The organism is Pseudomonas sp. LS-2, from assembly GCF_003605735.1.
In the GTDB taxonomy this organism is placed as follows: domain Bacteria; phylum Pseudomonadota; class Gammaproteobacteria; order Pseudomonadales; family Pseudomonadaceae; genus Aquipseudomonas.
Window position 1 is genome coordinate 134,962 of record NZ_QXTJ01000038.1, and the last position, 22,785, is coordinate 157,746.

Consider the following 22,785-nt stretch of genomic DNA (forward strand, 5'->3'; position numbering starts at 1 on the left):
CTTCTTCTCATCTGAAACACCGCAATCGCGGGCAAGCGCGCTCCTACATAGTCAACCCAGGTCCAACCATCGTTGGACACAGCCTCGCAATGTTCGATTTTGTTCCTTTCCTTTCCCTCTGATCAGTATTTTCAATCAATGCTGAGTGGTCGAGTGCGTATTATTGCGTTACTATTTTCGGAAATGAACATAAATGTTCGAATTCGCCCTTGAGCGATTGCGCTTGATCCGCGCTTGATCGAATCTGACAGGAGGCCCCGATGGCCCGTTCCAGCATGCCCACCCCACCCCTTTCCGAGGTTTACGACATCGCAGTCATCGGCGGCGGTATCAACGGCGTCGGGATCGCGGCGGATGCCTCGGGGCGTGGTTTGTCGGTGTTCCTTTGCGAAAAGGACGATCTGGCCAGCCATACTTCTTCGGCCAGCAGCAAGCTGATCCATGGCGGCCTGCGCTACCTCGAACATTACGAATTCCGACTGGTGCGCGAGGCCCTTGCCGAGCGTGAAGTGTTGCTGGAAAAGGCCCCACACATCGTCAAACCCATGCGCTTCGTGCTGCCCCACCGCCCCCATCTGCGTCCGGCCTGGATGATTCGCGCCGGCCTGTTTCTGTACGACCACTTGGGCAAACGCGAAAAACTGCCCGCGTCAAAAAACCTGCGTTTTGGCGCTAGCAGCCCGCTGAACAGTTCGATCACTCGCGGTTTCGAATATTCGGATTGCTGGGTGGATGACGCCCGCCTGGTGGTCCTTAACGCAATGGCCGCTCGAGAAAAAGGCGCGCACATTCACACCCAGACACGATGCCTGAGCGCCCGACGCAGCGGTGGCCTGTGGCACCTGAACATGGAGCGGGCGGACGGCAGCCTGTTTTCCATCCGCGCCAAAGCGCTGGTCAACGCAGCGGGCCCGTGGGTCGCCAAGTTCATTCGTGAAGACTTGAAGCTGGAATCGCAATACGGCATCCGTTTGATTCAGGGCAGCCACCTGATCGTGCCAAGGCTGTACGAGGGTGAAAACGCCTTCATTTTGCAGAATGAAGATCAGCGCATCGTCTTCGCGATTCCGTATCTGGAACACTTCACCATTATTGGCACCACCGATCGCGAATACACCGGCGATCCGGCCAAGGTCGCGATCACTGAGAGCGAAACCGATTACTTGCTGAAAATCGTCAACGAGCACTTCAAGAAGCAGCTCAGCCGCGATGACATCCTCCGCACTTACTCTGGCGTGCGCCCGCTGTGCAACGACGAATCGGACAACCCCTCGGCAATCACTCGGGACTACACACTGTCGTTGTCGGGCGGAGCAGATGAGGCGCCGATCCTGTCGGTGTTCGGCGGCAAGCTGACCACTTACCGCAAGCTGGCCGAGTCGGCCATGCAGCAACTGGCGCCGTTCTTCACCCAGATGCGACCGAGCTGGACCGCCAAGGCCAGTCTGCCAGGCGGCGAGAACATGACCACGCCAGCGGCCCTGGCCGCCGAACTTCAGCAACGTTGCAGCTGGTTGCCGGCAGCGACCGCCAAGCGTTGGGCCATCACCTATGGCTCGCGCAGTTGGCGCATCGTAGAAGGCGTGCAAAGCCTTGCGGATATGGGCGAGCACTTGGGTGGCGGGCTTTACAGCCGCGAAGTGGATTACCTGTGCAGCGAAGAATGGGCAACTCAGGCGGACGACATCCTGTGGCGTCGGACCAAGCTCGGCCTGTTCACGACGGCCGAGGAGCAGCAGAACGTTCAGGTGTACCTGGACAAGGTGTCTCGCAATAAAGGTGCTATCGAAGCGGCGTGAATCAACACAAACCATTGCAGGAGCGCGCTTGCCCGCGAAAAATCGGTCTGATGGCACAGATGTGTTGATCGCGCCGCCGCAATCGCTGGCAAGCCCGCTCCTGCAATGGATGCGTCAGCCCCACTTCACCATTCGGATTTCCGAACACAACCTTCCCGCCCCATTCGGCATCCCGGACACGGAAATGCCTGCCAGCGTCAAACCAAAAATAAATACCCTTTAAATCAAAGTGTTAGCCTCTTCCACCTCCTTGGCATGACTCATGCTCTACACTCAATCACGACTGCTTCGATGTAGCGTGCCGCCTGTTTGGGCCGCCGTTGTAGCGTTCTGAAAACGATAGGGCCGTCCAACACCGGACCCATAAAAAAAACAATGTCGAGGATTAACAGATGCGCATCGTTCCCCACATCCTGGGCGCAGCCATTGCTGCCGCTTTGATCAGCACCCCGGTTTTCGCCGCCGAACTGACCGGCACACTGAAGAAAATCAACGATTCGGGCACCATTACTCTCGGTCACCGCGACTCGTCCATTCCCTTCTCCTACATCGCTGACGCTTCCGGCAAACCCGTCGGTTATTCCCACGATATCCAGCTGGCAATCGTCGAAGCGATCAAGAAAGACCTGAACAAGCCTGACCTGAACGTCAAGTACAACCTGGTCACCTCGCAAACCCGTATTCCTCTCGTGCAGAACGGTACCGTCGACGTTGAATGTGGCTCGACCACCAACAACGCCGAGCGTGCGCAGCAGGTCGACTTCTCCGTCGGCATCTTCGAAATCGGTACCCGCCTGCTGACCAAGACCGGCTCGCCGTACAACGACTTCGACGATCTCAAAGGCAAGAACGTAGTGACCACCGCCGGCACCACGTCGGAGCGCATTCTCAAGTCCATGAACGCTGACAAGCAGATGGGCATGAACGTCATCTCCGCCAAAGACCATGGCGAGTCCTTCCAGATGCTGGAATCGGGTCGCGCCGTTGCCTTCATGATGGACGACGCCCTGCTGGCAGGTGAAATGGCCAAGGCCAAGAAGCCGACTGACTGGCACGTGACCGGCACCGCACAATCCAACGAAATTTATGGCTGCATGGTTCGCAAGGATGACCCTGCGTTCAAGAAAGCCGTCGACGACGCGATTGTCGGCCTCTACAAGTCGGGCGAGATCAACAAGATCTACGACAAGTGGTTCACCCAGCCGATTCCACCAAAAGGCCTGAACCTCATGTTCCCGATGAGCGAAGAGCTCAAGGCCCTGATCGCCAATCCGAACGACAAGCCGGCGCCGGACAAGAAGGCCTGAGTCCTTCGCTCCACACCTTAAAAGCGTGAAAAGCCTGTTTCCCGGAGAAGCCCTGCTTCTCCGGGAGCCGCTACCAAGCGTATGCGTGCATAACGATCGATCAGAGGGGAGACCCTGATGAATTACAACTGGGACTGGGGCGTGTTCTTCAAGTCCACTGGCGTTGGCAGCGAGACCTATCTGGACTGGTACATTTCCGGGCTGGGCTGGACTATTGCAATTGCCATCGTCGCCTGGATCATCGCGTTGATGCTGGGCTCGGTGCTCGGCGTGATGCGTACGGTGCCTAACCGCATCGTCTCGACAATTGCCACGGTGTACGTGGAAATCTTCCGTAATGTGCCACTGCTGGTGCAGCTGTTCATCTGGTACTTTCTGGTGCCCGACCTGCTGCCTGAAAACCTGCAGGAGTGGTACAAGCAAGACCTCAACCCGACCACCTCGGCCTTTCTGAGCGTCGTCGTGTGCCTGGGTCTGTTCACCGCCGCGCGGGTTTGCGAACAGGTGCGTACCGGCATTCAGGCGCTGCCCGTGGGCCAGGAATCGGCCGCGCGCGCCATGGGGTTCAAACTGCCGCAGATCTACTGGAACGTGCTGCTGCCACAGGCTTACCGGATCATCATTCCGCCGCTCACCTCCGAATTCCTCAACGTGTTCAAGAACTCGTCCGTGGCCTCGCTCATCGGTCTGATGGAGTTGTTGGCGCAGACCAAGCAGACCGCCGAGTTTTCCGCGAACCTGTTCGAAGCCTTCACCCTGGCGACATTGATCTATTTCACCCTGAACATGAGCCTGATGCTGCTCATGCGCCTGATCGAGAAGAAAGTCGCGGTGCCGGGCCTGATCTCCGTGGGGGGTAAATAATGGACTTCTCTGGAATCATTCCCGCCATTCCCGGCATGTGGAACGGCATGGTCATGACCCTTCAGTTGATGGTCATGGGCGTGGTCGGGGGCATCATCATCGGCACCCTTCTGGCGTTGATGCGGCTGTCGTCCAACAAGCTGCTTTCACGTATCGCCGGCGCCTACGTCAACTATTTCCGTTCGATCCCGCTGCTGCTGGTGATCACCTGGTTCTATCTGGCGGTGCCGTTCGTGCTGCGCTGGATCACCGGCGAAGACACCCCGGTCGGCGCGTTCACCTCCTGCGTCGTGGCGTTCATGATGTTCGAGGCCGCCTACTTCTGCGAAATCGTGCGTGCAGGGGTGCAGTCGATCTCACGCGGTCAGATGGGCGCAGCTCAAGCACTGGGCATGACCTACGGGCAGATGATGCGCCTGATCATCCTGCCGCAGGCGTTCCGCAAGATGACCCCGCTGCTGCTGCAGCAGAGCATCATTCTGTTTCAGGACACCTCGCTGGTGTACACGGTCGGTCTGGTGGACTTCCTCAACTCGGCCCGTTCCAGCGGCGACATCATTGGCCGCTCCAATGAATTCCTGATCATCGCCGGTCTTGTGTACTTCACGATCAGCTTCGCAGCTTCGCGTCTGGTCAAGCTCATGCAGAAAAGGTTAGCCGTATGATTTCCATCAAAAATATCAACAAGTGGTATGGGGACTTTCAGGTGCTGACCGATTGCAGCACTGAGGTCAAGAAAGGCGAAGTGATCGTGGTGTGCGGGCCTTCGGGCTCGGGCAAATCGACCCTGATCAAATGCGTCAACGCGCTGGAGCCGTTCCAGAAAGGCGATATCGTCGTCGACGGCACTTCCATCGCCGACCCGAAAACCAATCTGCCGAAACTGCGCTCGCGCGTTGGCATGGTGTTCCAGCATTTCGAGCTGTTTCCTCATCTGACCATCACCGAAAACCTGACCATCGCGCAGATCAAGGTCCTGGGCCGCAGCAAGGAAGAGGCCACCAAGAAAGGCCTGCAATTGCTGGAGCGCGTTGGCCTTTCAGCCCATGCACATAAACACCCTGGGCAACTGTCCGGCGGTCAGCAGCAGCGTGTGGCGATTGCCCGTGCCCTGGCGATGGACCCGGTGGTGATGCTGTTCGACGAACCGACTTCAGCCCTGGACCCGGAAATGGTCAACGAAGTGCTCGACGTGATGGTGCAACTGGCCCACGAAGGCATGACCATGATGTGCGTCACCCACGAAATGGGCTTCGCCCGCAAAGTGGCTGACCGGGTGATCTTCATGGACAAGGGCCAGATCATCGAAGACTGCGTCAAAGAGGAGTTCTTCGGCGACGTCAGCGCACGTTCTGAACGTGCCCAGCACTTCCTCAACAAGATCCTGCAGCACTGATTGATTCAATGCCTCACAAGGGCACAAAACCCGCTGGCCGTTCGTGTCGACATCCATGACACGAGCGGCTGGTCGGTCCAGGACGACTGTGATGAAATGCGATCCACCTCTTAGCCCGCCGCCATCACTTGCCGTGAAACCCCGCCTGATCCGCCACCTGTTCTTGCCGCCGCTGGTCATCCTGCTGATGATCGCGCTCGGCTATGTCACCTATCTGTACAGCGAAAAGAACGGCATCCAGGCACTCGGCGAAAACGGACAGCGTCAGCTCGAACTGCACGCCCGCACCGTCGAGAGCGAAATCAACAAGTACAACTACCTGCCCAGCGTGCTGGAGCTCGAATCCAATGTCTCCGACCTGCTCAACGATCCGTCGCCGGAGTTGAGAACCAAGGTCAACGACTACCTCGAAGGCCTGAACCGCCGCAGCCGCAGCCGCGCCATCTATGTGCTCGACACCACTGGCCGCGTGCTCGCCACCAGTAACTGGCGCGACGCCGACAGTTATCTGGGTGAGGACCTGTCCTTTCGTGCCTATTACCAGGACGCTATTCGTGGCCTGCCCGGCCGTTTCTACGGCATCGGCAGCACCACCGGCGAGCCGGGTTACTACCTCGCGCATGGGCTGGAAGAGAAAGGCAAGATCATCGGCGTCGCCGTGATCAAGGTGCGGCTCGAAGCGCTGGAAGAGCGCTGGCAACGGGCACGCCTGGAAGCCTTCGTCTCCGACGAGAACGGCATCATCATTCTGTCCAGCGACCCGGCGCGGCGTCTCAAATCGGTTCGCCCACTGACAGCGGAAATCAAGGAACGCCTGGCGCGCAGCCTGCAATATTACTGGTGGCCACTCAATGAACTGGTGCCGCTGGAGCGGGAGTCGATTGCCGACGGTGTGGAAAAGCTGACCTTCCCCGCCAACAGCAGCGTCGATCATGAGCACACCGTGGTGAGTTATCTGGCGCAGACCCGCGATCTGGCCGACACGCCGTGGCATCTCACATTACTGACACCGCTGGAAGACCTGCGCCGCGAAGCCGCCAACCAGGGCATGTTGGTGGCGGTGGCCTGCGCGCTGGTGGCGTTTCTGTTGATCGCCTGGAACGAGCGGCGCAAGGTGATTTCCACCCGCCTCGCCGCCCGCGAAGCACTGGAACAGGCGAACAACGAATTGGAGCGTCGGATTACCGAACGCACCGCTGACCTGCGTGCCAGCAACGAACGCCTCAAGGGGCAGATACGTGAGCGGCGTCAGGCCGAAGAGACGTTGCGTCAGGCGCAGGATGAACTGGTCCAGGCCGGAAAGCTGGCGGCCATCGGGCAGATGTCCACCAGCATCGCCCATGAACTCAACCAACCGCTGGCGGCGCTGCGTACGCTTTCGGGCAACACTGTGCGCTTCATCGAGCGCGGCGCGCTGGACACTGCCAGCACCAACTTGCGCACCATCAACGATCTGGTGGACCGCATGGGTCGTATTACGGCGAGCCTTCGGGCGTTTGCCCGGCGCGGCGAAGACAAGGGCCAGGCGTCGCTGAGCAAGGCGGTCGAAGCGGCTTTGCAATTGCTGGCCGGACGGTTGGAGAACAGCGCGCTGGACCTGCATCAGCAATTCGACGATGTGGCGCTGGCGATCGACCAGACCCGTCTGGAGCAGATTCTGGTGAACCTGATCGGCAACGCGCTCGATGCCATGCAGGCGCAACCGCTGCCCGTGCTGTGGCTGGAAGGCGAGATGTTCGAAGGCCGCTATCGCCTGCGTATTCGCGACAACGGCCACGGCATCGACGCCGAAGCACGCAAGCATCTGTTCGAACCGTTCTTCACCACCAAGCCCGGCGAGCAGGGTCTGGGACTGGGCCTGACACTGTCGGCGAGTCTCGCTGCTGCGGCCGGTGGCAGCCTGAATGCCGAAGACCCGGCGGAAGGCGGCACGATGTTTGTTCTGATTTTGCCGCTGGTGAACAGCGGGCTCACACCGCATGAGATTTGAAGACAGACTCTGTACCTGTAGCAGTCCGGCTTGCCGGCGGAGTGGTGTGTCAGCCAGCATTTTCTTCACAGGTGCATCGCGCCGCCGGCAAGCCGGACTGCTACAGGAAAGAGCCGTGCCTACACATTGCGTATCGATGAGAGTTTCGAATGAACACTGAACTGACTGTCCTCATCGTCGAAGACGACCCCCATGTCCTGCTTGGCTGCCAGCAGGCGCTGGCGCTGGAAGACATCCACAGTCAGGGCGTCGGCAGTGCCGAAGAGGCGCTGGCGTTGGTCGGCGACAATTTTGCCGGGATTGTCATCAGCGATATTCGCCTGCCAGGGATCGACGGCCTTGAGCTGCTCAAGCGCCTGAAGGAACGCGACCGCACGCTGCCCGTGGTGCTGATCACCGGTCACGGGGACGTGTCGATGGCTGTCGGCGCCATGCGTGACGGGGCTTACGATTTCATGGAAAAGCCCTTCTCGCCTGAGCGGCTGGTGGACGTAGCACGGCGTGCGTTGGAGCAACGCGGGCTGGCTCGGGAGGTCTGGTCGCTGCGCCGACAACTCGCCGAACGCGATTCGCTGGAGGGCAAGATCATTGGCCGCTCGCCCGCCATGCAGAATTTGCGCGCGTTGATCACCAATGTCGCCGACACCTCGGCCAACGTGTTGATCGAAGGCGAGACCGGCACCGGCAAGGAACTGGTCGCCCGCTGCCTGCATGATTTCAGCCGCCGTCATTCCAGTCAGTTCGTCGCGCTGAACTGCGGCGGCCTGCCGGAAAACCTGTTCGAAAGCGAAATCTTCGGCCACGAAGCCAATGCCTTCACCGGCGCCGGCAAACGTCGGATCGGCAAGATCGAGCACGCCCACAACGGCACCCTGTTTCTCGACGAAGTGGAAAGCATGCCGATCAACCTGCAGATCAAACTGCTGCGGGTCTTGCAGGAGCGCACGCTGGAACGACTGGGCTCCAACCAGAGCGTCGCGGTGGATTGCCGTGTGATCGCCGCAACAAAATCGGACTTGAACGAGCTGAGCAAAGCCAGCCAGTTTCGCAGCGACCTGTATTACCGCCTCAACGTGGTGACGCTTGAACTGCCGCCTCTGCGTGAACGCCGCGAGGATATCCTGCAATTGTTCGAGCACTTCTTGCAGTTGTCCTCGTTACGTTTCGATCGTGAGCCGCCGCAGCTGGATTCGCAGACCATGTCCGCGCTGATGAGCCACGACTGGCCGGGCAACGTGCGCGAATTGCGTAACGTGGCCGAGCGTTATGCGTTGGGGCTTCCCGCGTTCAAGAAGTCAGGGCTTTCAGTCAGCAGCCAGAGCCTGGGCTTTTCCGAAGCCGTGGAGGCGTTCGAGAAAAATATGCTCAGCGAGGCATTGCAGCGCAGTGGCGGGAATCTCAGCCAGGCCAGCCAGGAACTGGGGATGGCCAAGACCACGTTGTTCGACAAGGTGAAGAAGTACGGGTTGGGCTGAGTGCTGACGCGATCACGCACAACCGTTTCGCCAATACAGATTCTGTAGCAGTCCGGCTTCCCGGCGTTAGCAATTGAGACGCCACCGCCGGCAAGCCGGACTGCGACGGGGTTACCCGCCAATCAGCTCATCAACCTCATCGGTTTTCGGTGCGGTCGCCGGCCCCCATCGGGTCACGGCAATCGCCGCCGCCGCATTGGCCCGCAACGCCGCCTGTTCCGCCGAAAGTCCGGTCGCCAATCCGGCAAGCAACACACCCGCATGGGCGTCCCCTGCGCCGTTGGTATCGATGGCAGTCACCGGAAAACCGCGCACGTGCTGCGTCTCGCCCTGTTGACGAATCCAGCATCCTTGCGGGCCATCGCGCACGACGATCAGCGCGTCGTCGTTCAGCCACTGCGCCAGCTGCTCCAGCGCATCGGCAATCGCGTCGCATCCGGTGAAGCGCAGTGCCTCCTCGCAGTTGCTGGTCCATATCGTGATCAGCGGCAACACCGCCTGCATCTCTGCGCCGTCCGGCGAGTTCACCAACGGACCCGGATCGAACACCACGCCCGCTTCTGTTGGCAATTCGCTTAACCACTGCAGCAACGTCGAGACCTTGTCCTTGTGCAACAGGCTGTAACCACTGACGAACACATAGTCCTCGGACTGCACCGCAACACTGTGCAGGTCATCACGGGACAGCCCGCCCTCGGCGCCTACGTAGGAGATGAAAGAGCGCTCCGCTGACGGTTCGATCAACGCCACTGACAGCCCGGTGTCCTGATCATCGGAGCCGGCGGCAGCGATTTCGATGCCCTCAGCCGCCATGGCCTGACGCGCCAGATCGCCGAAACGCCCCTTGCCGTGACGACCGAGATAAACGGTCTGCATGCCGTTACGGCAGGCTGCGGCCATGACATTGAAACCTCCACCGGTCTCGAACGTTGCCGAACTGGCGAGCACATCGCCTCCCGAGCGCGGCAAGGCATCGAGCGCCATGACCAGGTCAACCACGACCTGGCCGGTGTAAAGCAATCTAGCGGGCATGAGCAGCCTCTTTGGGAACGAGGCGGCGGTCGCGAGAACCGCCGAGAATGGCATACAAGCCTCCGGCGACCANTCAGACAGGAAGCCTTTGAACAGGACGTTTTCCGGCGTCGTCGCAACGGTGGTGAAGCTGAAGCCCAGCACGATGGCCAAGGCCCATGCGCCCAGCGCGCGCCACTCGATCCCGCCGCGATACCAATAGGCGCTGCGTGGCGATACGTCCATCAAGTCCTTGGCCGAGTAGTAGTGACGATGGACCAGGTCAACGACGAAGATCCCCACCCAGGCAGTGATCGGCACCGCAAGCATCGAAATGAACGTAATGAACGGTCCGTAGAAACTGTCGGCAATCAGCATGAAGTAGATCGATCCGGCGAAGATCGCCACGATGTCGACGATCACTGCGTGAACGCGTTTGATCTTCAGCCCCAAAGTGAGCGTCGACAGGCCCGCCGAATACACCGACAGATTGTTCGACAGCAGCAGACCGCCGAATGCCGTGATCAAATAAGGCACGGCCATCCAGGTTGGCAGCAGTTCACGGATGGCAATGATCGGGTCGGTGGCCGAGGCCAGATGGTCGTTGCCGACTGACAACAGGCCGCCAAGGGTGATCAACAACACCAGCGGAATACCCGCACCGAATGCGGCCGAGGCCACCAGCCGCGTGGCCTTGACGCTGCCATGCTGGTACCGGGACATGTCAGCGCCTGCGTTTGCCCAGCCAATGCCGGTGCCTGCGGCCATGGTCCCAACCCCGATGATCATGGCGCTGAGGGGGGCGGGTGTGGCGTTGAAAACAGCGGTCCAGTCGATGTGAGCGATCAGAAAGCCGCCAACGATGATGTTCAGCGCGCCGAAGATATACGTCGCCCACTTCTGGATGACCAGCAGCGTGGCGTGGCCCAGTCCGGAAACGGTCAGGGTCATCAGCACGAAGATGGCAATGAACAGCAGGGTCAGGCCCGGCGAGTTTTTAGCCTCGACCGCCGTACCGAACAGAATCGAGCACAACGACAGCAACACGAAAGCGGCCGTTGTCGTGTTGACCGTTTCCCATCCCAGGCGCGACATCAGCGAAACGATGGTCGGACCGATGTTGCCGCGCACGCCGAAAATGGCACGAGACAGCGTCAGACTGGGCGCACGACCACGACGGCCGGCAATGGAAATGACACCCACCACGGCGAAAGAGCCCGCTGCTCCCAGGATCGCCACGATGATTGCCTGGCCGATGGACAGGCCGCGAAAGGCCACCAGCGTCGCACCCAGCGGCAAGCCGAGAATGCTGATGTTGGCCGCAAACCAGACCCAGAACAGTTGCAGCGGATGGCCGTTGCACTCGTTTTCCGGAACCGGCTCGATGCCGCGTGTTTCAAGTTGTCCTGCGCCTTGGGTGGCGTTGGATGAGGTCATGGGAAATGCTCCTGTTGCCATTTGTTCTGGTTGTGGGCAGTACGCAAAGCAAGTGACCTCCGTGTCGCAGGGGCTTTTTTTGACAACGAGGCGCCCCGGACCTCCAGTGATACCAACGGAGGTATGTGTCTCTTATTCAATTCGGTCAATCAGTACGCGGGCGTCGGCTCAGACCGCGCGCAGGGACAGCAAATGCTCGACCAGTGGGTAAAGTTCGAGTCCATTCACGGTTTTGATCTGTTCGATCAGCTCGTTCGGCCAGGCCGTCATGCCCTCACAAGCGCCGAGCATCGCGCCAAGAATGGCGGCGATGGTGTCGGTGTCGCCGCCCAGACTGGCCGCCATGCACAGTGCATCGAAGGCCGACAACTGCGTCGACGCCACTTGATGGGCAAGGGCAAAGGCCGCAACCACGGACTCCTGCGACGCCACTGAAGTGCCGATGACGTCGTAGATCCGTTCGGGCAATTGTTCGTTGTTGCACTCGGCGCAAAGATTTTTCGCCCAGATGATGCGCGCCGCAATGCGACCGCCAGCGATCCAGTGCCCATGCGCCTCGGCCTGCTGCGCGATGTGTACGCCGACGTCCAGGGCATCACTCAGACTGGCGCCGTTGATTCCCGCAGACACCACGGCGGCCACCGCCGCCGCGCTGGAGATTCCGAGAGTGGTGTTGTGCGTCACCTGACAGGCCTGCATCACCGACTCGACAAACTGCTGTTCATCACGCACATCAGCGGCAATGCCCACCGGGGTAATCCGCATGGCCGCACCGTTGGTAGTGCCGAATCGCCCTGCCTCCTCGGGACTATGGCCTGCGAGGATCATCTCTATCGCGCGTTTGGTCGACGGGCCAAGCAAGTCCTGCGAACCCTTGGCCTGCATGACCGCTTCCCAATCGATCAGACTTTGCGCCAGGTCCGAAGGGTCGATGCGCCCTCCTCCGGCCACCAGCAATTCGGCGACCAGCACCGCCTGTTCAGTGTCATCGGTAACCGATCCGGCCGCCATGTTCGGCGCGATGGGTTGGTCGGCGTCGGCGGCGGTCAGGGTGGTGATGCAATCAAAGCGTTGCTTGATCTGCTCGCGACTGAGCGATTGCGTGGGCATGCCCAACGCATCGCCTAAAGCCAGGCCGTAAAAAGCGGCCAGAGCGCGGTCGCGAAAGTCGATCAATGCAGTCATGTAGACGATCCAAATGCCAGGTGAAGTCGAAAATGCACGGGGTCCAGAAGGCTTTCCACGTGCTCCATGAAACGTTGTCGCCGGTCAAACGTGGTGCGAATCGCCTTGAGAAACACCGAGCCCGGTTCGCGCAGCATCAGCGCGGCGTCGTCGTTGCTCAGCGGCTCGGCGCCGATCCATTGATCGCCGCGATCCCCGACATAGCCGTGAGCGGCCATGGTCACGGTCAGCGAGTCGTCGATCAGCCCGTCGCGGGGCAGGTTTTCCAGCCCATCGACGGCCGGAATCAGTACCCGCTCCAGCGACACGACAGTGCCGTCCGCCGCCGTACGACGGCGATCCAGCGCAATGAAATCTGCCGTGCCGAAACGCCCCTCCAGATCAGGACGCTGCACCGCCACCAATCGCAGGATTTCAGTGCTGACCCGAGCGCCGGTATCGGCCAGTGCCTGCGCCCACCCTGCGCGCTGATCCAGCGAAATCCCGTCGTAGGTCACGATGGAGCCGACGCCGGTCTGGGTCGCGATGTAGTTACGGCGTTTGAGTTCGGACAGCGCCTCACGCAACGTGCCACGACTGACATTGAATTCCTGCGCCAGCAGATTCTCCCCAGGCAACAGTTCACCCGAACCCATCTGACCGGTTTCTATGCGGCGGGCCAACTCATCGACCACACGTTTTTTCTTGTCGAACCGAACCTGTCTAATCATGTACAAATTGATATCCGAGTTGATGGATGGGAGCAAGTAATTTTTCAATTGCGATGGGCTATTTGTTACAGCGGGTGCATCGGACCACGAGCCACGTCAGTGCTGCGGAATCCATCACCAACCCGCCAGCCACGAGCTTGCCCGCTCAGCGTAGACCATCAATCGGCTGCGTTGACGATGCTGCCTTGCTCGCTGACGATCTGACGAATGGCGCTGACGAACACGTCTACCGGCTGGCCACCCGTCACGGCATATTGATCATTGAACACCATGGTCGGCACCGAGCTCACACCGCGTGAGGTCCAGAGTTGCTCCAGCGCCCGCACTTCATCGGCGTATTGACCGGACGTCAGGACCTGTTCGGCGCCCGCACGACCCAGACCGGCCTTCTGCGCGATATCGGCCAGGACCGTGTGACTGGAAACGTTGGCGTGCTGGCTGAAATAGGCGGTGAACAGCGCTTCCTTCAGCGCCTGCTGCTTGCCTTGGTGCCCTTTATCTTCAAGAGCAGCCCAGTGCAGCAGCCTATGGGCGTCGAAGGTGTTGTAGATGCGGCGCTCGCCCTGCCTGAAGACAAAACCCAGCTCGGCGCCGCGCTGACGAATGTTTTCGGCATTGGCCTGGTACTGCTCCCGGGTCGAACCGTACTTTTCGGCAATGTGCTCGAAGATTTCCTGACCGTCGCGCCCCATATTCGGGTTGAGCTCGAACGGCTGGAAGTGGATCTGCGCCTGGACTTCGTCGCCCAGATGCTCAAGGGCCTGATCCAGCGCGCGCAGGCCAATGATGCACCAGGGGCAGGACACGTCGGAGATGAAGTCGATTTTCAGCGGAGTGCTCATGGCAGCCTCGTGGGAAAGAGGAAACGTCGCACGATACGCCGATTTCAGAGCTGGGCAACGTGGGACGCGTCCTCACGATGCTCTCGCAGATACGGCAACACCGCCGCCAGCAGGGGTGCCTTGAACGCTTTCTGAAAACGATGGGCCAGGCCTGGAATCAACTTCAACTGACTGCCCTGAATATGCGCGGCGACATGTATCCCGTGCATCACCGGGAGCAGAGGATCCGCTGTGCCATGCACCACCAACGTCGGCACGCGAAGGCGATTCAACAATTCCACGCGGCTCGGTTCTGCAAGGATCGCGAGGATCTGCCGCTTCACCCCCTCAGGATTGAACGCCCTGTCGTAGGAAATAGCAGCCTGTTGGAGCAGACTCTGCCGATCATCTTTGACCTCAGGGCTCCCCAGCGCCGCCAGCAGATCGGCTTGCTGTTCGAGTGCAGTCTGACGATCCGGCGCTCCACGACGCGCCAGCAATTGCAGCAACGCAGGGCTTGGCATCGGCAGCCCCGGTGCGCCGGAGCTGGTCATGAGCAGGGTCAGGCTTTCCACGCGTTTGGGCGCCATGTCAGCCAGATGCTGAGCGATCATCCCGCCCATGCTCGCGCCCAGTACATGAAATTGCTGAATGTGCATGGCGTCCATCAGGCCAAGGGCGTCCTGCGCCATGTCGGTCAGGGAATACGGCGCCGAAACCTGCAGGCCGATCTTGTAGCGCAACACTTCATAGGTCAGGTTGGCGGTCGCAGGCGCCTGGACCCAAGTCGATAAGCCGACGTCGCGGTTGTCGTAGCGAATCACCCGAAAACCCTGCTGACAGAGCGCAACGACGACCTCGTCCGGCCAATGAATCAACTGCCCACCCAGCCCCATGACCAGCAGCAGCGCCGGGTCGGAATCACGACCGATGCTTTGATACGCCAGGTGCACCTCATCGAGCTCGGCCACTTGTGTGGGAACGTTGACATCGCATCGAGAAGCCGCAAGAGACGGCAAGCTGCACAAGAGCGCAGCCAGGAAAAATAAAACCCGCATGAAAAACACCGAAACGCAGAACCCCAGTAGGCCGCGAGTCTGATGAAGTTTTTCAAAGCGCGCTGCCACAGTTGCGTGACATTTTGATGAAGGGGGCCAGACGGTAAGCAATCCTGCAAAACCACCAGGCCAGTGGTCTACGGAAATAGTCTGTAACGGCACTTGCCGGCAGTGACGGACTCAAGATCGCCACCGCAGGCAAGCCGTGCTGCTAAAGACATTGCGTCAAATCGCTCAGGCCAGTTCAGACCGCAGCTGCCGTGCCGCTGCAACCATGTTCACCAGCGCAGCCTCGGTCTCGGGCCATGCACGAGTTTTCAGGCCGCAATCGGGGTTGACCCACAAGCGCTCGGCGGGAATCCGCTGCACCGCCTTGCTCATCAACTTGACCATTTCAGCCTTGTCTGGCACCCGTGGCGAGTGAATGTCATAGACACCCGGCCCGATGTCATTCGGGTAATCGAAGGCCTTGAAGGCCTCCAGTAATTCCATGTCCGAGCGCGACGTTTCGATGGTGATCACGTCAGCGTCCATGGCCGCGATGGACTCGATCACATCGTTGAACTCGCTGTAGCACATGTGGGTATGGATCTGGGTTTCATCTCGCACGCCCGAGGCGCACAGGCGGAAGGCTTCCACTGCCCAGTCCAGATACTCATTCCACTGCGCCCGACGCAGCGGCAGACCTTCGCGGAACGCCGCTTCGTCGATCTGAACGATCTTGACGCCCGCGCTCTCCAGGTCCACCACTTCGTCACGGATCGCCAGTGCCAATTGCTGCGCCTGGACCTTGCGTGACACGTCCTCACGGGGGAACGACCACATCAGCATGGTGACGGGGCCTGTCAGCATGCCCTTGATGACCTTGTCGGTCAGGCTTTGTGCGTACTCGATCCAGTGAACGGTCATCGCCTGCGCACGACTGAGGTCGCCAAAGATCACCGCCGGCTTGACGCAACGAGAGCCGTAGCTCTGCACCCAGCCGAAACGACTGAACACGTAACCGTCCAGTTGCTCGGCGAAGTATTCGACCATGTCGTTGCGCTCGGCTTCGCCATGCACAAGAACATCCAGCCCCAGTCGCTCCTGAATTTCCACCGCATGTCGAATCTCGGCGCGCATTGCATCGTGGTAGTCATTGGCGGACAACTTGCCTTGCTTCCACGACTGACGCGCCAGACGAATCGATGAGGTCTGTGGGAAAGAGCCAATAGTGGTGGTTGGAAATGCCGGCAGATTCAGGCGAGCGCGTTGCACCTCAATGCGCTCGGCAAAGCCTGACTGACGCTGGCTGTCGGCTGCGGTGATGGCGGCGATCCGCGCCTGGACGTCAGGTTTGTGAATGCGTGGCGACTGCCTGCGACTCAGTTGCACCGCGCGGCTTTCAGCGAACGCTGCCTGCACACGCTCGGCGTGAGGCTCGTTCAACGCCGCACTGAGCGCCGAAATTTCCGCGCACTTCTGCTTGGCAAAAGCCAGCCAGCTCTTCAGCTCGGCATCGAGCTTATCTTCACGTTCCAGATTGACCGGGCTGTGCAGCAGCGAGCAGGACCCTGCGACCCACAGGTTATCGGCGAAGCGCAGTTGTGCCTCGATCAGCAGCTCACGAGCGGCTTCCAGGTCGCACCGCCAGACATTACGGCCATTGACCACGCCCAGAGACAGGACTTTGTAGGTTGGCAGACGATCAAGCAGCGCTGGCAGTTGCTCAGGGGCGCGCACCAGATCGACGTGCAGGCCGTCCACCGGCAACGAAACCGCCAGACCAAGGTTGTCTTCCAGACCGCCGAAGTAGGTCGCGATCAGCTTCTTCAACGGGGAATACTGCAGGCTGTGGTAGGCGCGTTCAAAGGCGTTCTTCCAGTCCTGCGGCAGATCCAGAGTGAGGATCGGCTCGTCGATCTGCACCCACTCCACGCCCTGCCCCGCCAGACGACCGAGGATCTCGCCGTAGATGGGCAACAGGCGATCCAGCAGTTCAAGCTTGTCGAAGCTGTCGCCCTTGGCTTTGCCCAACCAGAGGTAAGTCAACGGCCCGATGATCACCGGCTTGACCTTGTGACCCAGTGCGTGGGCTTCGTCCACTTCCTCGAACAATTGCTCCCAACTCAGCTTGAAGCGTTGATCCTGCGTGAATTCCGGCACCAGATAGTGGTAGTTGGTATCGAACCACTTAGTCAGTTCCTGTGCATATTGCGCCTTGCCGTGGCTGCCGCCGCAGCAAAGGCTGGAAGCGCCACGAGCCATGGCGAACAAGGTGTCCAGCGTCGGCAGCCCTTTGTCGTTGCGCACATTGGCGAAGCGCTCGGGGATCACGCCGAAGGTCAGCGAGTGGGTCAGTACCTGGTCGTACCAGGCAAAGTCGCCGACAGGCAGCAGATCGATTCCAGCCTCTTTCTGCAGTTGCCAGTGAGTGGCGCGCAGGTCACGTCCCACAGCTCGCAGAGCGGTCTGATCAAGGTCGCCTTTCCAGTAGGCTTCGAGGGCTTTCTTGAGTTCGCGATCAGCGCCAATGCGCGGAAATCCAAGGTTATGGGCCAGGGCCATGTCGACTACTCCATTCAAAATATGGCGCCATTGTCGACACTCGCTGTTACATGAGACAAACTCATTGTTTTCGCGTTGATCACAAAATTCATTCATGGAGCGCCAAGGTGCTTGAGATACGCCACCTGAAAACCCTGCATGCGCTGCGCGAGGCCGATAGCCTGGTGGATGCTGCTGACCGTCTGCATCTGACACAGTCGGCGCTGTCCCATCAGTTCAAGGAGCTGGAGGAGCGCATGGGCATGCCGCTGTTCGTGCGCAAGACCAAACCGGTGCGGTTCACCAGCGCAGGCTTGCGGCTGCTGCAACTGGCGGACTCGGTACTGCCGCAACTGCGTCATGCAGAGCGGGATATTTCGCGTCTGGCGGGCGGTGTCGCCGGGCGTCTGCACATGGCAATCGAATGTCACAGTTGCTTTCAGTGGCTGATGCCGACCATCGACCAGTTCCGCGATGCCTGGCCTGAAGTGGAACTGGACCTGGCCTCCGGTTTTGCCTTTGCCCCGCTCCCTGCCCTGGCCCGCGGCGATCTGGACCTGGTGGTGACTTCCGATCCTGTGGATCTGGTTGGCATTACCTATGTGCCGCTATTCACGTATGAGGCGATGCTGGCCGTGGCCAATCAACATCCGCTGGCGGGCAAGCCTTACGTGGTGCCGGAGGACCTGATCACCGAAACGCTGATCACCTATCCGGTGGAGCGTGATCGTCTGGATATCTTCACCCGTTTCCTGGAGCCCGCGGATGTCGAGCCTGCACAGGTAAGGACGTCGGAGCTGACAGTGATGATGATGCAGCTCGTCGCCAGTGGCCGAGGTGTGTGCGGTATGCCGCACTGGGCGCTGCATGAATACAGCTCACGGGGCTACGTGAAAGCCAAGCGCCTGGGCGACAAAGGTCTTTTTGCCACGCTGTACGCAGCGATTCGCGCGGACATGCTGGATGCGCCGTACATGCGCGACTTCCTGCTGACGGCCAAGGACACGTCGTTCTCGACGCTGGATGGGGTGAGTGCGGTGCGATGAAAGCACAACGCCAGTTACCCCGTTCGTCACTTTCCAACGCGACCTTATACCTGTAGCAGTCCGGCTTGCCGGCGGCAGCGGTCTTGAGCCCCTCACCGCCGGCAAGCCGGACTGCTACAGGGTATCCGACACCAACAGTATCAGCGTCAGCACGCAACAGAGAAAATCAGGCCCTTTGCAGACGTCTGTACAACGGCAAAATCGAATCCCGGGTCAGCGGCGCCAGATGGAGGTGATCGACGTTACCGGCATCGACCCAGACAACCTCTTCGATCTCTGCAGCAGGTGCGACTTCCTGGCCAATGTCGAGCCGATACAACTGGCAGTTCACCTCGAAGCCCGGTTCGTTGGCAGCTACTGCCGAAAACTCCCCGAGAAACTGTGCGTGCTCGGGCAGGACTTGCAGGCCCAGTTCCTCGTACAACTCACGAACCAGCGCAACCGGTGCGGACTCGCCAGCATCGATCTTGCCACCCGGCTGCATGAAAGCCTGAGTACCACGCTTGCGCACCAGCAAAGTCCGCCCGTCTGCGCCGATCAACAACGCCGCCGCGATACGAATGACCTTCACTGCACCACCTCGGTTTTCAGCGCACGGTTTTCTTCGGCGCGCTCCAGCGCGAGCACGATCAGGCGATCGATCAGTTCCGGATAACTCAGGCCACTGGCCTGCCAGAGTTTTGGGTACATGCTGATGGAGGTGAATCCAGGGAGGGTGTTGATCTCGTTGATGATGATTTCCCGCGCCTCGGTCACGAAGAAATCGACCCGCGACAGACCTGCGCAACCCAGCACGCGATAGGCCTGCAAAGCGACCTCGCGCACCTCCTCGCTCAAGTCTTCGGGCAACTCGGCAGGGATCGCGATGCGCGCCTGGCCGTCGTTCAGGTATTTGGTGTCATAGGCGTAGAACTCGTCGTTGGCCACCACTTCGCCGCACACGCTGACCTGCGGCTCATGGTTGCCCAGCACCGCGCATTCCACTTCACGGCCGACGATGCCCTGCTCGATCAGCACCTTGTTGTCGTAGTCGAACGCCAGCTTCAAGGCGGCGGCGTAGCTGGACTCGTCGGTGACCTTACTCACGCCGACCGACGACCCTTGGCTCGCGGGTTTGACGAACAGCGGCAAGCCCAGTTGCGCGGAGACGCTGACGAAATCCACGGACTCACCGCGATGCAACACAACGAACGGCGCGACACTGATGCCCGCATCGCGCAGCAGGCGTTTGGTCACATCTTTGTCCATGCACGCCGCCGAACCGAGCACATCGGGGCCGACGAACGGAATATCCAGCAGACGCAACATGCCCTGCAGCGAGCCATCTTCGCCGTAGCTGCCATGAATCAGCGGGAACACCACATCGATACGCGGCACGTCGAGACCGGTTTCAACCTCAACGAACTGCGGCCCTTGGGTACCGGGCATCAACGACAGCAGACGGCCAGATTCGCTGAGCTTGATATGCGCAGGATCGTTGGCGTTCTGCAGGTAATCGCGCTCGTCGAAACGCAGCCAGTGACCCTGTTTGTCGATGCCGATCAGGGTGACGTAATAGTTGTTGCGATCAATCGCGTTGATCACGTTGCGCGCCGATTGCAACGACACTTCATGTTCGGAGGATTGCCCACCAAAAACGATGGCGACTGACTTTTTCAAAGGGAGAAGCTCCTGGATTTCAGGTCGCAGAGCTAAAAGCAATTTGCGCCGTTAGTCCAGTGCCAAGGACGTTCGATGGACGGAATGCAGGGACATGCAATGCCAGATCGCACTTGATGCCGGGTGCAGCGCTCAGGAATCAGCGCCACAGGATCCCACCACAAAAAACCACGCCTCGGGGATTAGTCGCGCGAACCCCAAGGCGCGGGAAGCTTTTTTGTCATTCCGCCTTCTTGGCCCCCGACCCAAAGGTCGCAAACCGCTTGTTGAAGCCTGCGATACGGCCCTCTGTGGTCGTCTTGCGCTGCTGCCCGGTGTACATCGGATGTGAAGCACTGGACACATCGAGCGCGACGTAAGGATAGGTATTGCCATCGCTGTGCTTTTGCGTGCGATCAGTGTCGACCGTCGAACCGATCACAAAGTAAACGTCGGCAGCTGTGTCGTGGAAAAGGACTTGGCGGTAGTCAGGGTGGATATTCGCTTTCATGACGCTCTCCAGATTTAGGTAATCATGTAATACGTTATACAGTAACAACCGGAAATAGTTCAACCTTCCGTTTTTTTGTAACCGTTACAACTTTGCGCTTTGCCGCTGGGGGAACTGCGGCTAACGTTCGTGCCGCCGCAAAACGCCCCACCCCGAGCCCATCGGGAACGGAATGAAACATCATCACCAGGAGGTTGTGCCATGCACTTGATCGATCGCTATGAACTGACTATTCCGGGCCACATGCGACTGGTCGACGCCCGAAGCGCGCTGAACTATCTGGAGCGCTTCGTCAAAAGCAGCGAAGGCCCCCTGAATCCTGAACTGCTCGCCGAGAAGCTGGAGCCATTGGTCGAAGCACTGAACGACGCTGCTGACGATACGCGCCCCGTTGATGGCCGCGACGCCTTCATGCGCCAGGCGTGCGACTGGGATTACATAGCGCTCTCACCCAGGGAGCGCGAGATGCTGCACGAGCTACGCAGTTGCAGCGAAGAGGGCCAGGAGGACATCTATCGCATGATCAGCGATACCCTGGACCGCAAACCGATGCCGGCTCCTCAATGACGGCGTGAAGCCAGGGAGCGCGCCATTGCAGCGCGCCCCGCTTTGGCATCACGCCGCTTCCTGAAAGTCCATTTCAGGCGGCTGTCGGCGGAAACCACCGGTAAGCCAGGCCAGATAGAGACAACCGAGCACCAGCCAGCTGACGCCGAGCATGATCGCCAGCTTGTCGAGGCTGACCATCAGCCACAGGTCAGCCACAAGGCCGATCAGTGGGCAGATCAGGAATAGAAACAACTCACGCAACCCGCGTTTTTCGCCCGCGATCCAGTAATGAAAGATCACCGACAGGTTGACCAGACTGAACGCCAGGAAGGCCCCGAAGTTGATGAACGAGGTCGATGTGGTCACGTCCAGTTTCAGCGCCAGAAGGGCAACCACTGCGCACAACAGAATGCTGTTGACCGGCGTGCCATAGCGCTCGCTGAGCCCGGCGAAGAACGACTTGGGCAACACGCCGTCGCGCCCCATGGCATAAAGCAGACGCGAGCCGCTGGCCTGAGCGGACAGGCCCGACGCGAACTGGCCGACGATCAGCCCGATCAGGAAGATGATCACGAACAGGTCGCCACCGATGTTGCGGGCGATTTCGTACGCTGCAGAATCGACGTTCTCGAACTGCGCCGACGGGTGCGCCAACTGCACGAAGTACGACACACCGACGAAGATCAGGCCACCGATCAGGGTGATCAGCATGATCGCCTTGGGAATGGTGCGACGCGGATCCCGGGTTTCTTCGGTCAAGGTGCTGACCGCGTCGAAGCCCAGGAACGAGTAACAGGCAATGGCTGCACCACTCATGATCAGCGGCATCTGCATGTCACCGTTGAAGAATGGCGCCAGAGTCCAGAGCGGCTTGCTCGCGTCGCCACCCAGGTAATGAATGCACAGCACGACGAACGCTGCCAGCACCAGAAACTGCACGATCATCAACAACGCGTTGACGGTATTCGCCAGTTTCAGGCCAACGATGTTGATCAGGCTGGTGACGACGATGAACCCCAGCACCCAGATTGGCTGAGGGACCGAAGGAAACGCCGAGCCCAGATACGCAGCGCCAATCAGCCAGATGGCCATGGGCAGAAACAGGTAGTCGAGCAACACGGCCCAACCGGCGATGAAGCCCAGCTTCGGGCTGATGGCCTTGCGCACATAGCTATAGGCTGAACCTGCAACCGGAAACGCCGATGCCATGCGGCCATAGCTCATGGCGGTAAAAAACATCGCCACCAGTGCGGCGAGATACGACGCCGGCACCATGCCGCCGGTGGATTGCGCAAGGATGCCGAAGGTTCCGAGCACGATGATGGGGGTCATATAGGCGATGCCAAACAGCACCACCGACCCTAACGAAAGGGTGCGTTGCAAACGAGCCATGAGCGACTACTCCGAATTTATAGGTTTTATGGCAGAGAAAAGTTCGGCAGAACAAAGGCGTTTCTATTAT

20 protein-coding genes and 1 pseudogene are annotated in these 22,785 nt (G+C 59.8%); 10 read left to right on the forward strand and 11 right to left on the reverse strand.

Annotation, left to right across the window (positions count from 1 at the left end):
* Nucleotides 1-260 precede the first annotated feature (260 nt).
* The 8 genes from glpD to D3M70_RS21205 all read left to right on the forward strand — a co-directional run bounded on the left by glpD (nt 261) and on the right by D3M70_RS21205 (nt 8,831).
* Entirely contained in the window at nt 261-1,799 is a 1,539-nt protein-coding gene (gene glpD / locus D3M70_RS21170; RefSeq protein WP_120127602.1) for a glycerol-3-phosphate dehydrogenase, read from the forward strand.
* Between the two features lie 28 nt (nt 1,800-1,827).
* Complete coding sequence (locus D3M70_RS21175; RefSeq protein WP_120127603.1) at nt 1,828-2,022, forward strand: hypothetical protein; 195 nt, start codon at nt 1,828-1,830, stop codon at nt 2,020-2,022.
* Nucleotides 2,023-2,191: 169 nt separating this feature from the next.
* On the forward strand, nt 2,192-3,106 hold the full coding sequence (locus D3M70_RS21180) for a glutamate/aspartate ABC transporter substrate-binding protein (RefSeq protein ID WP_120127604.1): 915 nt from the start codon (nt 2,192-2,194) through the stop codon (nt 3,104-3,106).
* 117 nt (nt 3,107-3,223) lie between these two features.
* Nucleotides 3,224-3,970 (forward strand): amino acid ABC transporter permease, encoded by a 747-nt coding sequence (locus D3M70_RS21185; protein WP_120127605.1) that lies wholly within the window; start codon nt 3,224-3,226, stop codon nt 3,968-3,970.
* Nucleotides 3,967-4,635 carry an amino acid ABC transporter permease gene (locus D3M70_RS21190; protein WP_177418463.1) on the forward strand — a complete coding sequence of 223 codons (669 nt, stop codon included), beginning with the start codon at nt 3,967-3,969 and terminating at the stop codon, nt 4,633-4,635. The genes D3M70_RS21185 and D3M70_RS21190 overlap by 4 nt, the downstream gene beginning before the upstream one ends.
* Nucleotides 4,632-5,366: an amino acid ABC transporter ATP-binding protein gene (locus tag D3M70_RS21195; RefSeq protein ID WP_120127607.1), complete on the forward strand. Its 735-nt coding sequence runs from the start codon at nt 4,632-4,634 to the stop codon at nt 5,364-5,366. Before D3M70_RS21190 ends, D3M70_RS21195 begins: the two co-directional genes overlap by 4 nt.
* A 91-nt stretch (nt 5,367-5,457) precedes the next feature.
* Nucleotides 5,458-7,356: an ATP-binding protein gene (locus tag D3M70_RS21200; RefSeq protein WP_120127608.1), complete on the forward strand. Its 1,899-nt coding sequence runs from the start codon at nt 5,458-5,460 to the stop codon at nt 7,354-7,356.
* A gap of 149 nt (nt 7,357-7,505) precedes the next feature.
* Nucleotides 7,506-8,831, forward strand: coding sequence for a sigma-54 dependent transcriptional regulator (locus D3M70_RS21205; protein ID WP_120127609.1), 1,326 nt, complete (start codon nt 7,506-7,508; stop codon nt 8,829-8,831).
* A 111-nt stretch (nt 8,832-8,942) separates the two neighbouring features.
* Here D3M70_RS21205 and D3M70_RS21210 read toward each other — a convergent pair whose 3' ends face one another.
* The 7 genes and pseudogenes from D3M70_RS21210 to metE form a co-directional block, all read right to left on the reverse strand.
* Nucleotides 8,943-9,863 carry a PfkB family carbohydrate kinase gene (locus tag D3M70_RS21210; protein WP_165869862.1) on the reverse strand — a complete coding sequence of 307 codons (921 nt, stop codon included), beginning with the start codon at nt 9,861-9,863 and terminating at the stop codon, nt 8,943-8,945.
* A gap of 73 nt (nt 9,864-9,936) precedes the next feature.
* Nucleotides 9,937-11,279 (reverse strand): annotated as a pseudogene (locus tag D3M70_RS21215) (purine-cytosine permease family protein); the annotation flags it as partial.
* Between the two features lie 168 nt (nt 11,280-11,447).
* Nucleotides 11,448-12,464: an ADP-ribosylglycohydrolase family protein gene (locus tag D3M70_RS21220; protein ID WP_120127611.1), complete on the reverse strand. Its 1,017-nt coding sequence runs from the start codon at nt 12,462-12,464 to the stop codon at nt 11,448-11,450.
* Entirely contained in the window at nt 12,461-13,174 is a 714-nt protein-coding gene (locus D3M70_RS21225; protein ID WP_165869863.1) for a GntR family transcriptional regulator, read from the reverse strand. The genes D3M70_RS21220 and D3M70_RS21225 overlap by 4 nt, the downstream gene beginning before the upstream one ends.
* Before the next feature lie 158 nt (nt 13,175-13,332).
* Nucleotides 13,333-14,016: a DsbA family oxidoreductase gene (locus D3M70_RS21230; protein ID WP_120127612.1), complete on the reverse strand. Its 684-nt coding sequence runs from the start codon at nt 14,014-14,016 to the stop codon at nt 13,333-13,335.
* Between the two features lie 44 nt (nt 14,017-14,060).
* Nucleotides 14,061-15,053 (reverse strand): alpha/beta fold hydrolase, encoded by a 993-nt coding sequence (locus D3M70_RS21235; protein ID WP_120127635.1) that lies wholly within the window; start codon nt 15,051-15,053, stop codon nt 14,061-14,063.
* Nucleotides 15,054-15,287: 234 nt separating this feature from the next.
* Nucleotides 15,288-17,600: a 5-methyltetrahydropteroyltriglutamate--homocysteine S-methyltransferase gene (metE, locus tag D3M70_RS21240; RefSeq protein ID WP_120127613.1), complete on the reverse strand. Its 2,313-nt coding sequence runs from the start codon at nt 17,598-17,600 to the stop codon at nt 15,288-15,290.
* 107 nt (nt 17,601-17,707) lie between these two features.
* On the opposite strand from metE, the gene metR reads away from it, so the two are divergent.
* Complete coding sequence (metR, locus tag D3M70_RS21245; protein WP_120127614.1) at nt 17,708-18,625, forward strand: transcriptional regulator MetR; 918 nt, start codon at nt 17,708-17,710, stop codon at nt 18,623-18,625.
* A gap of 166 nt (nt 18,626-18,791) precedes the next feature.
* Here metR and D3M70_RS21250 read toward each other — a convergent pair whose 3' ends face one another.
* The 3 genes from D3M70_RS21250 to D3M70_RS21260 form a co-directional block, all read right to left on the reverse strand.
* On the reverse strand, nt 18,792-19,196 hold the full coding sequence (locus tag D3M70_RS21250) for an NUDIX domain-containing protein (RefSeq protein ID WP_120127615.1): 405 nt from the start codon (nt 19,194-19,196) through the stop codon (nt 18,792-18,794).
* The gene (gene ddlA, locus D3M70_RS21255; protein WP_120127616.1) at nt 19,193-20,284 is read right to left on the reverse strand and encodes a D-alanine--D-alanine ligase; all 1,092 of its coding nucleotides are present in this window, start codon (nt 20,282-20,284) and stop codon (nt 19,193-19,195) included. The genes D3M70_RS21250 and ddlA overlap by 4 nt, the downstream gene beginning before the upstream one ends.
* Nucleotides 20,285-20,504: 220 nt before the next feature.
* Complete coding sequence (locus D3M70_RS21260) at nt 20,505-20,774, reverse strand: type B 50S ribosomal protein L31 (protein ID WP_120127617.1); 270 nt, start codon at nt 20,772-20,774, stop codon at nt 20,505-20,507.
* Between the two features lie 201 nt (nt 20,775-20,975).
* On the opposite strand from D3M70_RS21260, the gene D3M70_RS21265 reads away from it, so the two are divergent.
* Nucleotides 20,976-21,341 carry a hypothetical protein gene (locus D3M70_RS21265; protein WP_120127618.1) on the forward strand — a complete coding sequence of 122 codons (366 nt, stop codon included), beginning with the start codon at nt 20,976-20,978 and terminating at the stop codon, nt 21,339-21,341.
* 48 nt (nt 21,342-21,389) lie between these two features.
* Here the strand turns inward: D3M70_RS21265 and D3M70_RS21270 are convergent, their stop codons facing one another.
* On the reverse strand, nt 21,390-22,715 hold the full coding sequence (locus D3M70_RS21270; RefSeq protein WP_120127619.1) for an APC family permease: 1,326 nt from the start codon (nt 22,713-22,715) through the stop codon (nt 21,390-21,392).
* Nucleotides 22,716-22,785 lie beyond the last annotated feature (70 nt).

Bases quoted from the DNA above. Each gene is read 5' to 3' on its own strand.
- D3M70_RS21180 (WP_120127604.1), top strand. From the start codon at position 2,192: ATGCGCATCGTTCCCCACATCCTGGGCGCAGCCATTGCTGCCGCTTTG.
- D3M70_RS21225 (WP_165869863.1), bottom strand. From the start codon at position 13,174: ATGATTAGACAGGTTCGGTTCGACAAGAAAAAACGTGTGGTCGATGAG.
- D3M70_RS21230 (WP_120127612.1), bottom strand. From the start codon at position 14,016: ATGAGCACTCCGCTGAAAATCGACTTCATCTCCGACGTGTCCTGCCCC.
- D3M70_RS21205 (WP_120127609.1), top strand. From the start codon at position 7,506: ATGAACACTGAACTGACTGTCCTCATCGTCGAAGACGACCCCCATGTC.
- D3M70_RS21220 (WP_120127611.1), bottom strand. From the start codon at position 12,464: ATGACTGCATTGATCGACTTTCGCGACCGCGCTCTGGCCGCTTTTTAC.
- D3M70_RS21185 (WP_120127605.1), top strand. From the start codon at position 3,224: ATGAATTACAACTGGGACTGGGGCGTGTTCTTCAAGTCCACTGGCGTT.
- D3M70_RS21200 (WP_120127608.1), top strand. From the start codon at position 5,458: ATGAAATGCGATCCACCTCTTAGCCCGCCGCCATCACTTGCCGTGAAA.
- D3M70_RS21195 (WP_120127607.1), top strand. From the start codon at position 4,632: ATGATTTCCATCAAAAATATCAACAAGTGGTATGGGGACTTTCAGGTG.
- D3M70_RS21235 (WP_120127635.1), bottom strand. From the start codon at position 15,053: ATGCGGGTTTTATTTTTCCTGGCTGCGCTCTTGTGCAGCTTGCCGTCT.
- D3M70_RS21210 (WP_165869862.1), bottom strand. From the start codon at position 9,863: ATGCCCGCTAGATTGCTTTACACCGGCCAGGTCGTGGTTGACCTGGTC.
- D3M70_RS21260 (WP_120127617.1), bottom strand. From the start codon at position 20,774: ATGAAAGCGAATATCCACCCTGACTACCGCCAAGTCCTTTTCCACGAC.
- glpD (WP_120127602.1), top strand. From the start codon at position 261: ATGGCCCGTTCCAGCATGCCCACCCCACCCCTTTCCGAGGTTTACGAC.
- D3M70_RS21265 (WP_120127618.1), top strand. From the start codon at position 20,976: ATGCACTTGATCGATCGCTATGAACTGACTATTCCGGGCCACATGCGA.
- metE (WP_120127613.1), bottom strand. From the start codon at position 17,600: ATGGCCCTGGCCCATAACCTTGGATTTCCGCGCATTGGCGCTGATCGC.
- D3M70_RS21270 (WP_120127619.1), bottom strand. From the start codon at position 22,715: ATGGCTCGTTTGCAACGCACCCTTTCGTTAGGGTCGGTGGTGCTGTTT.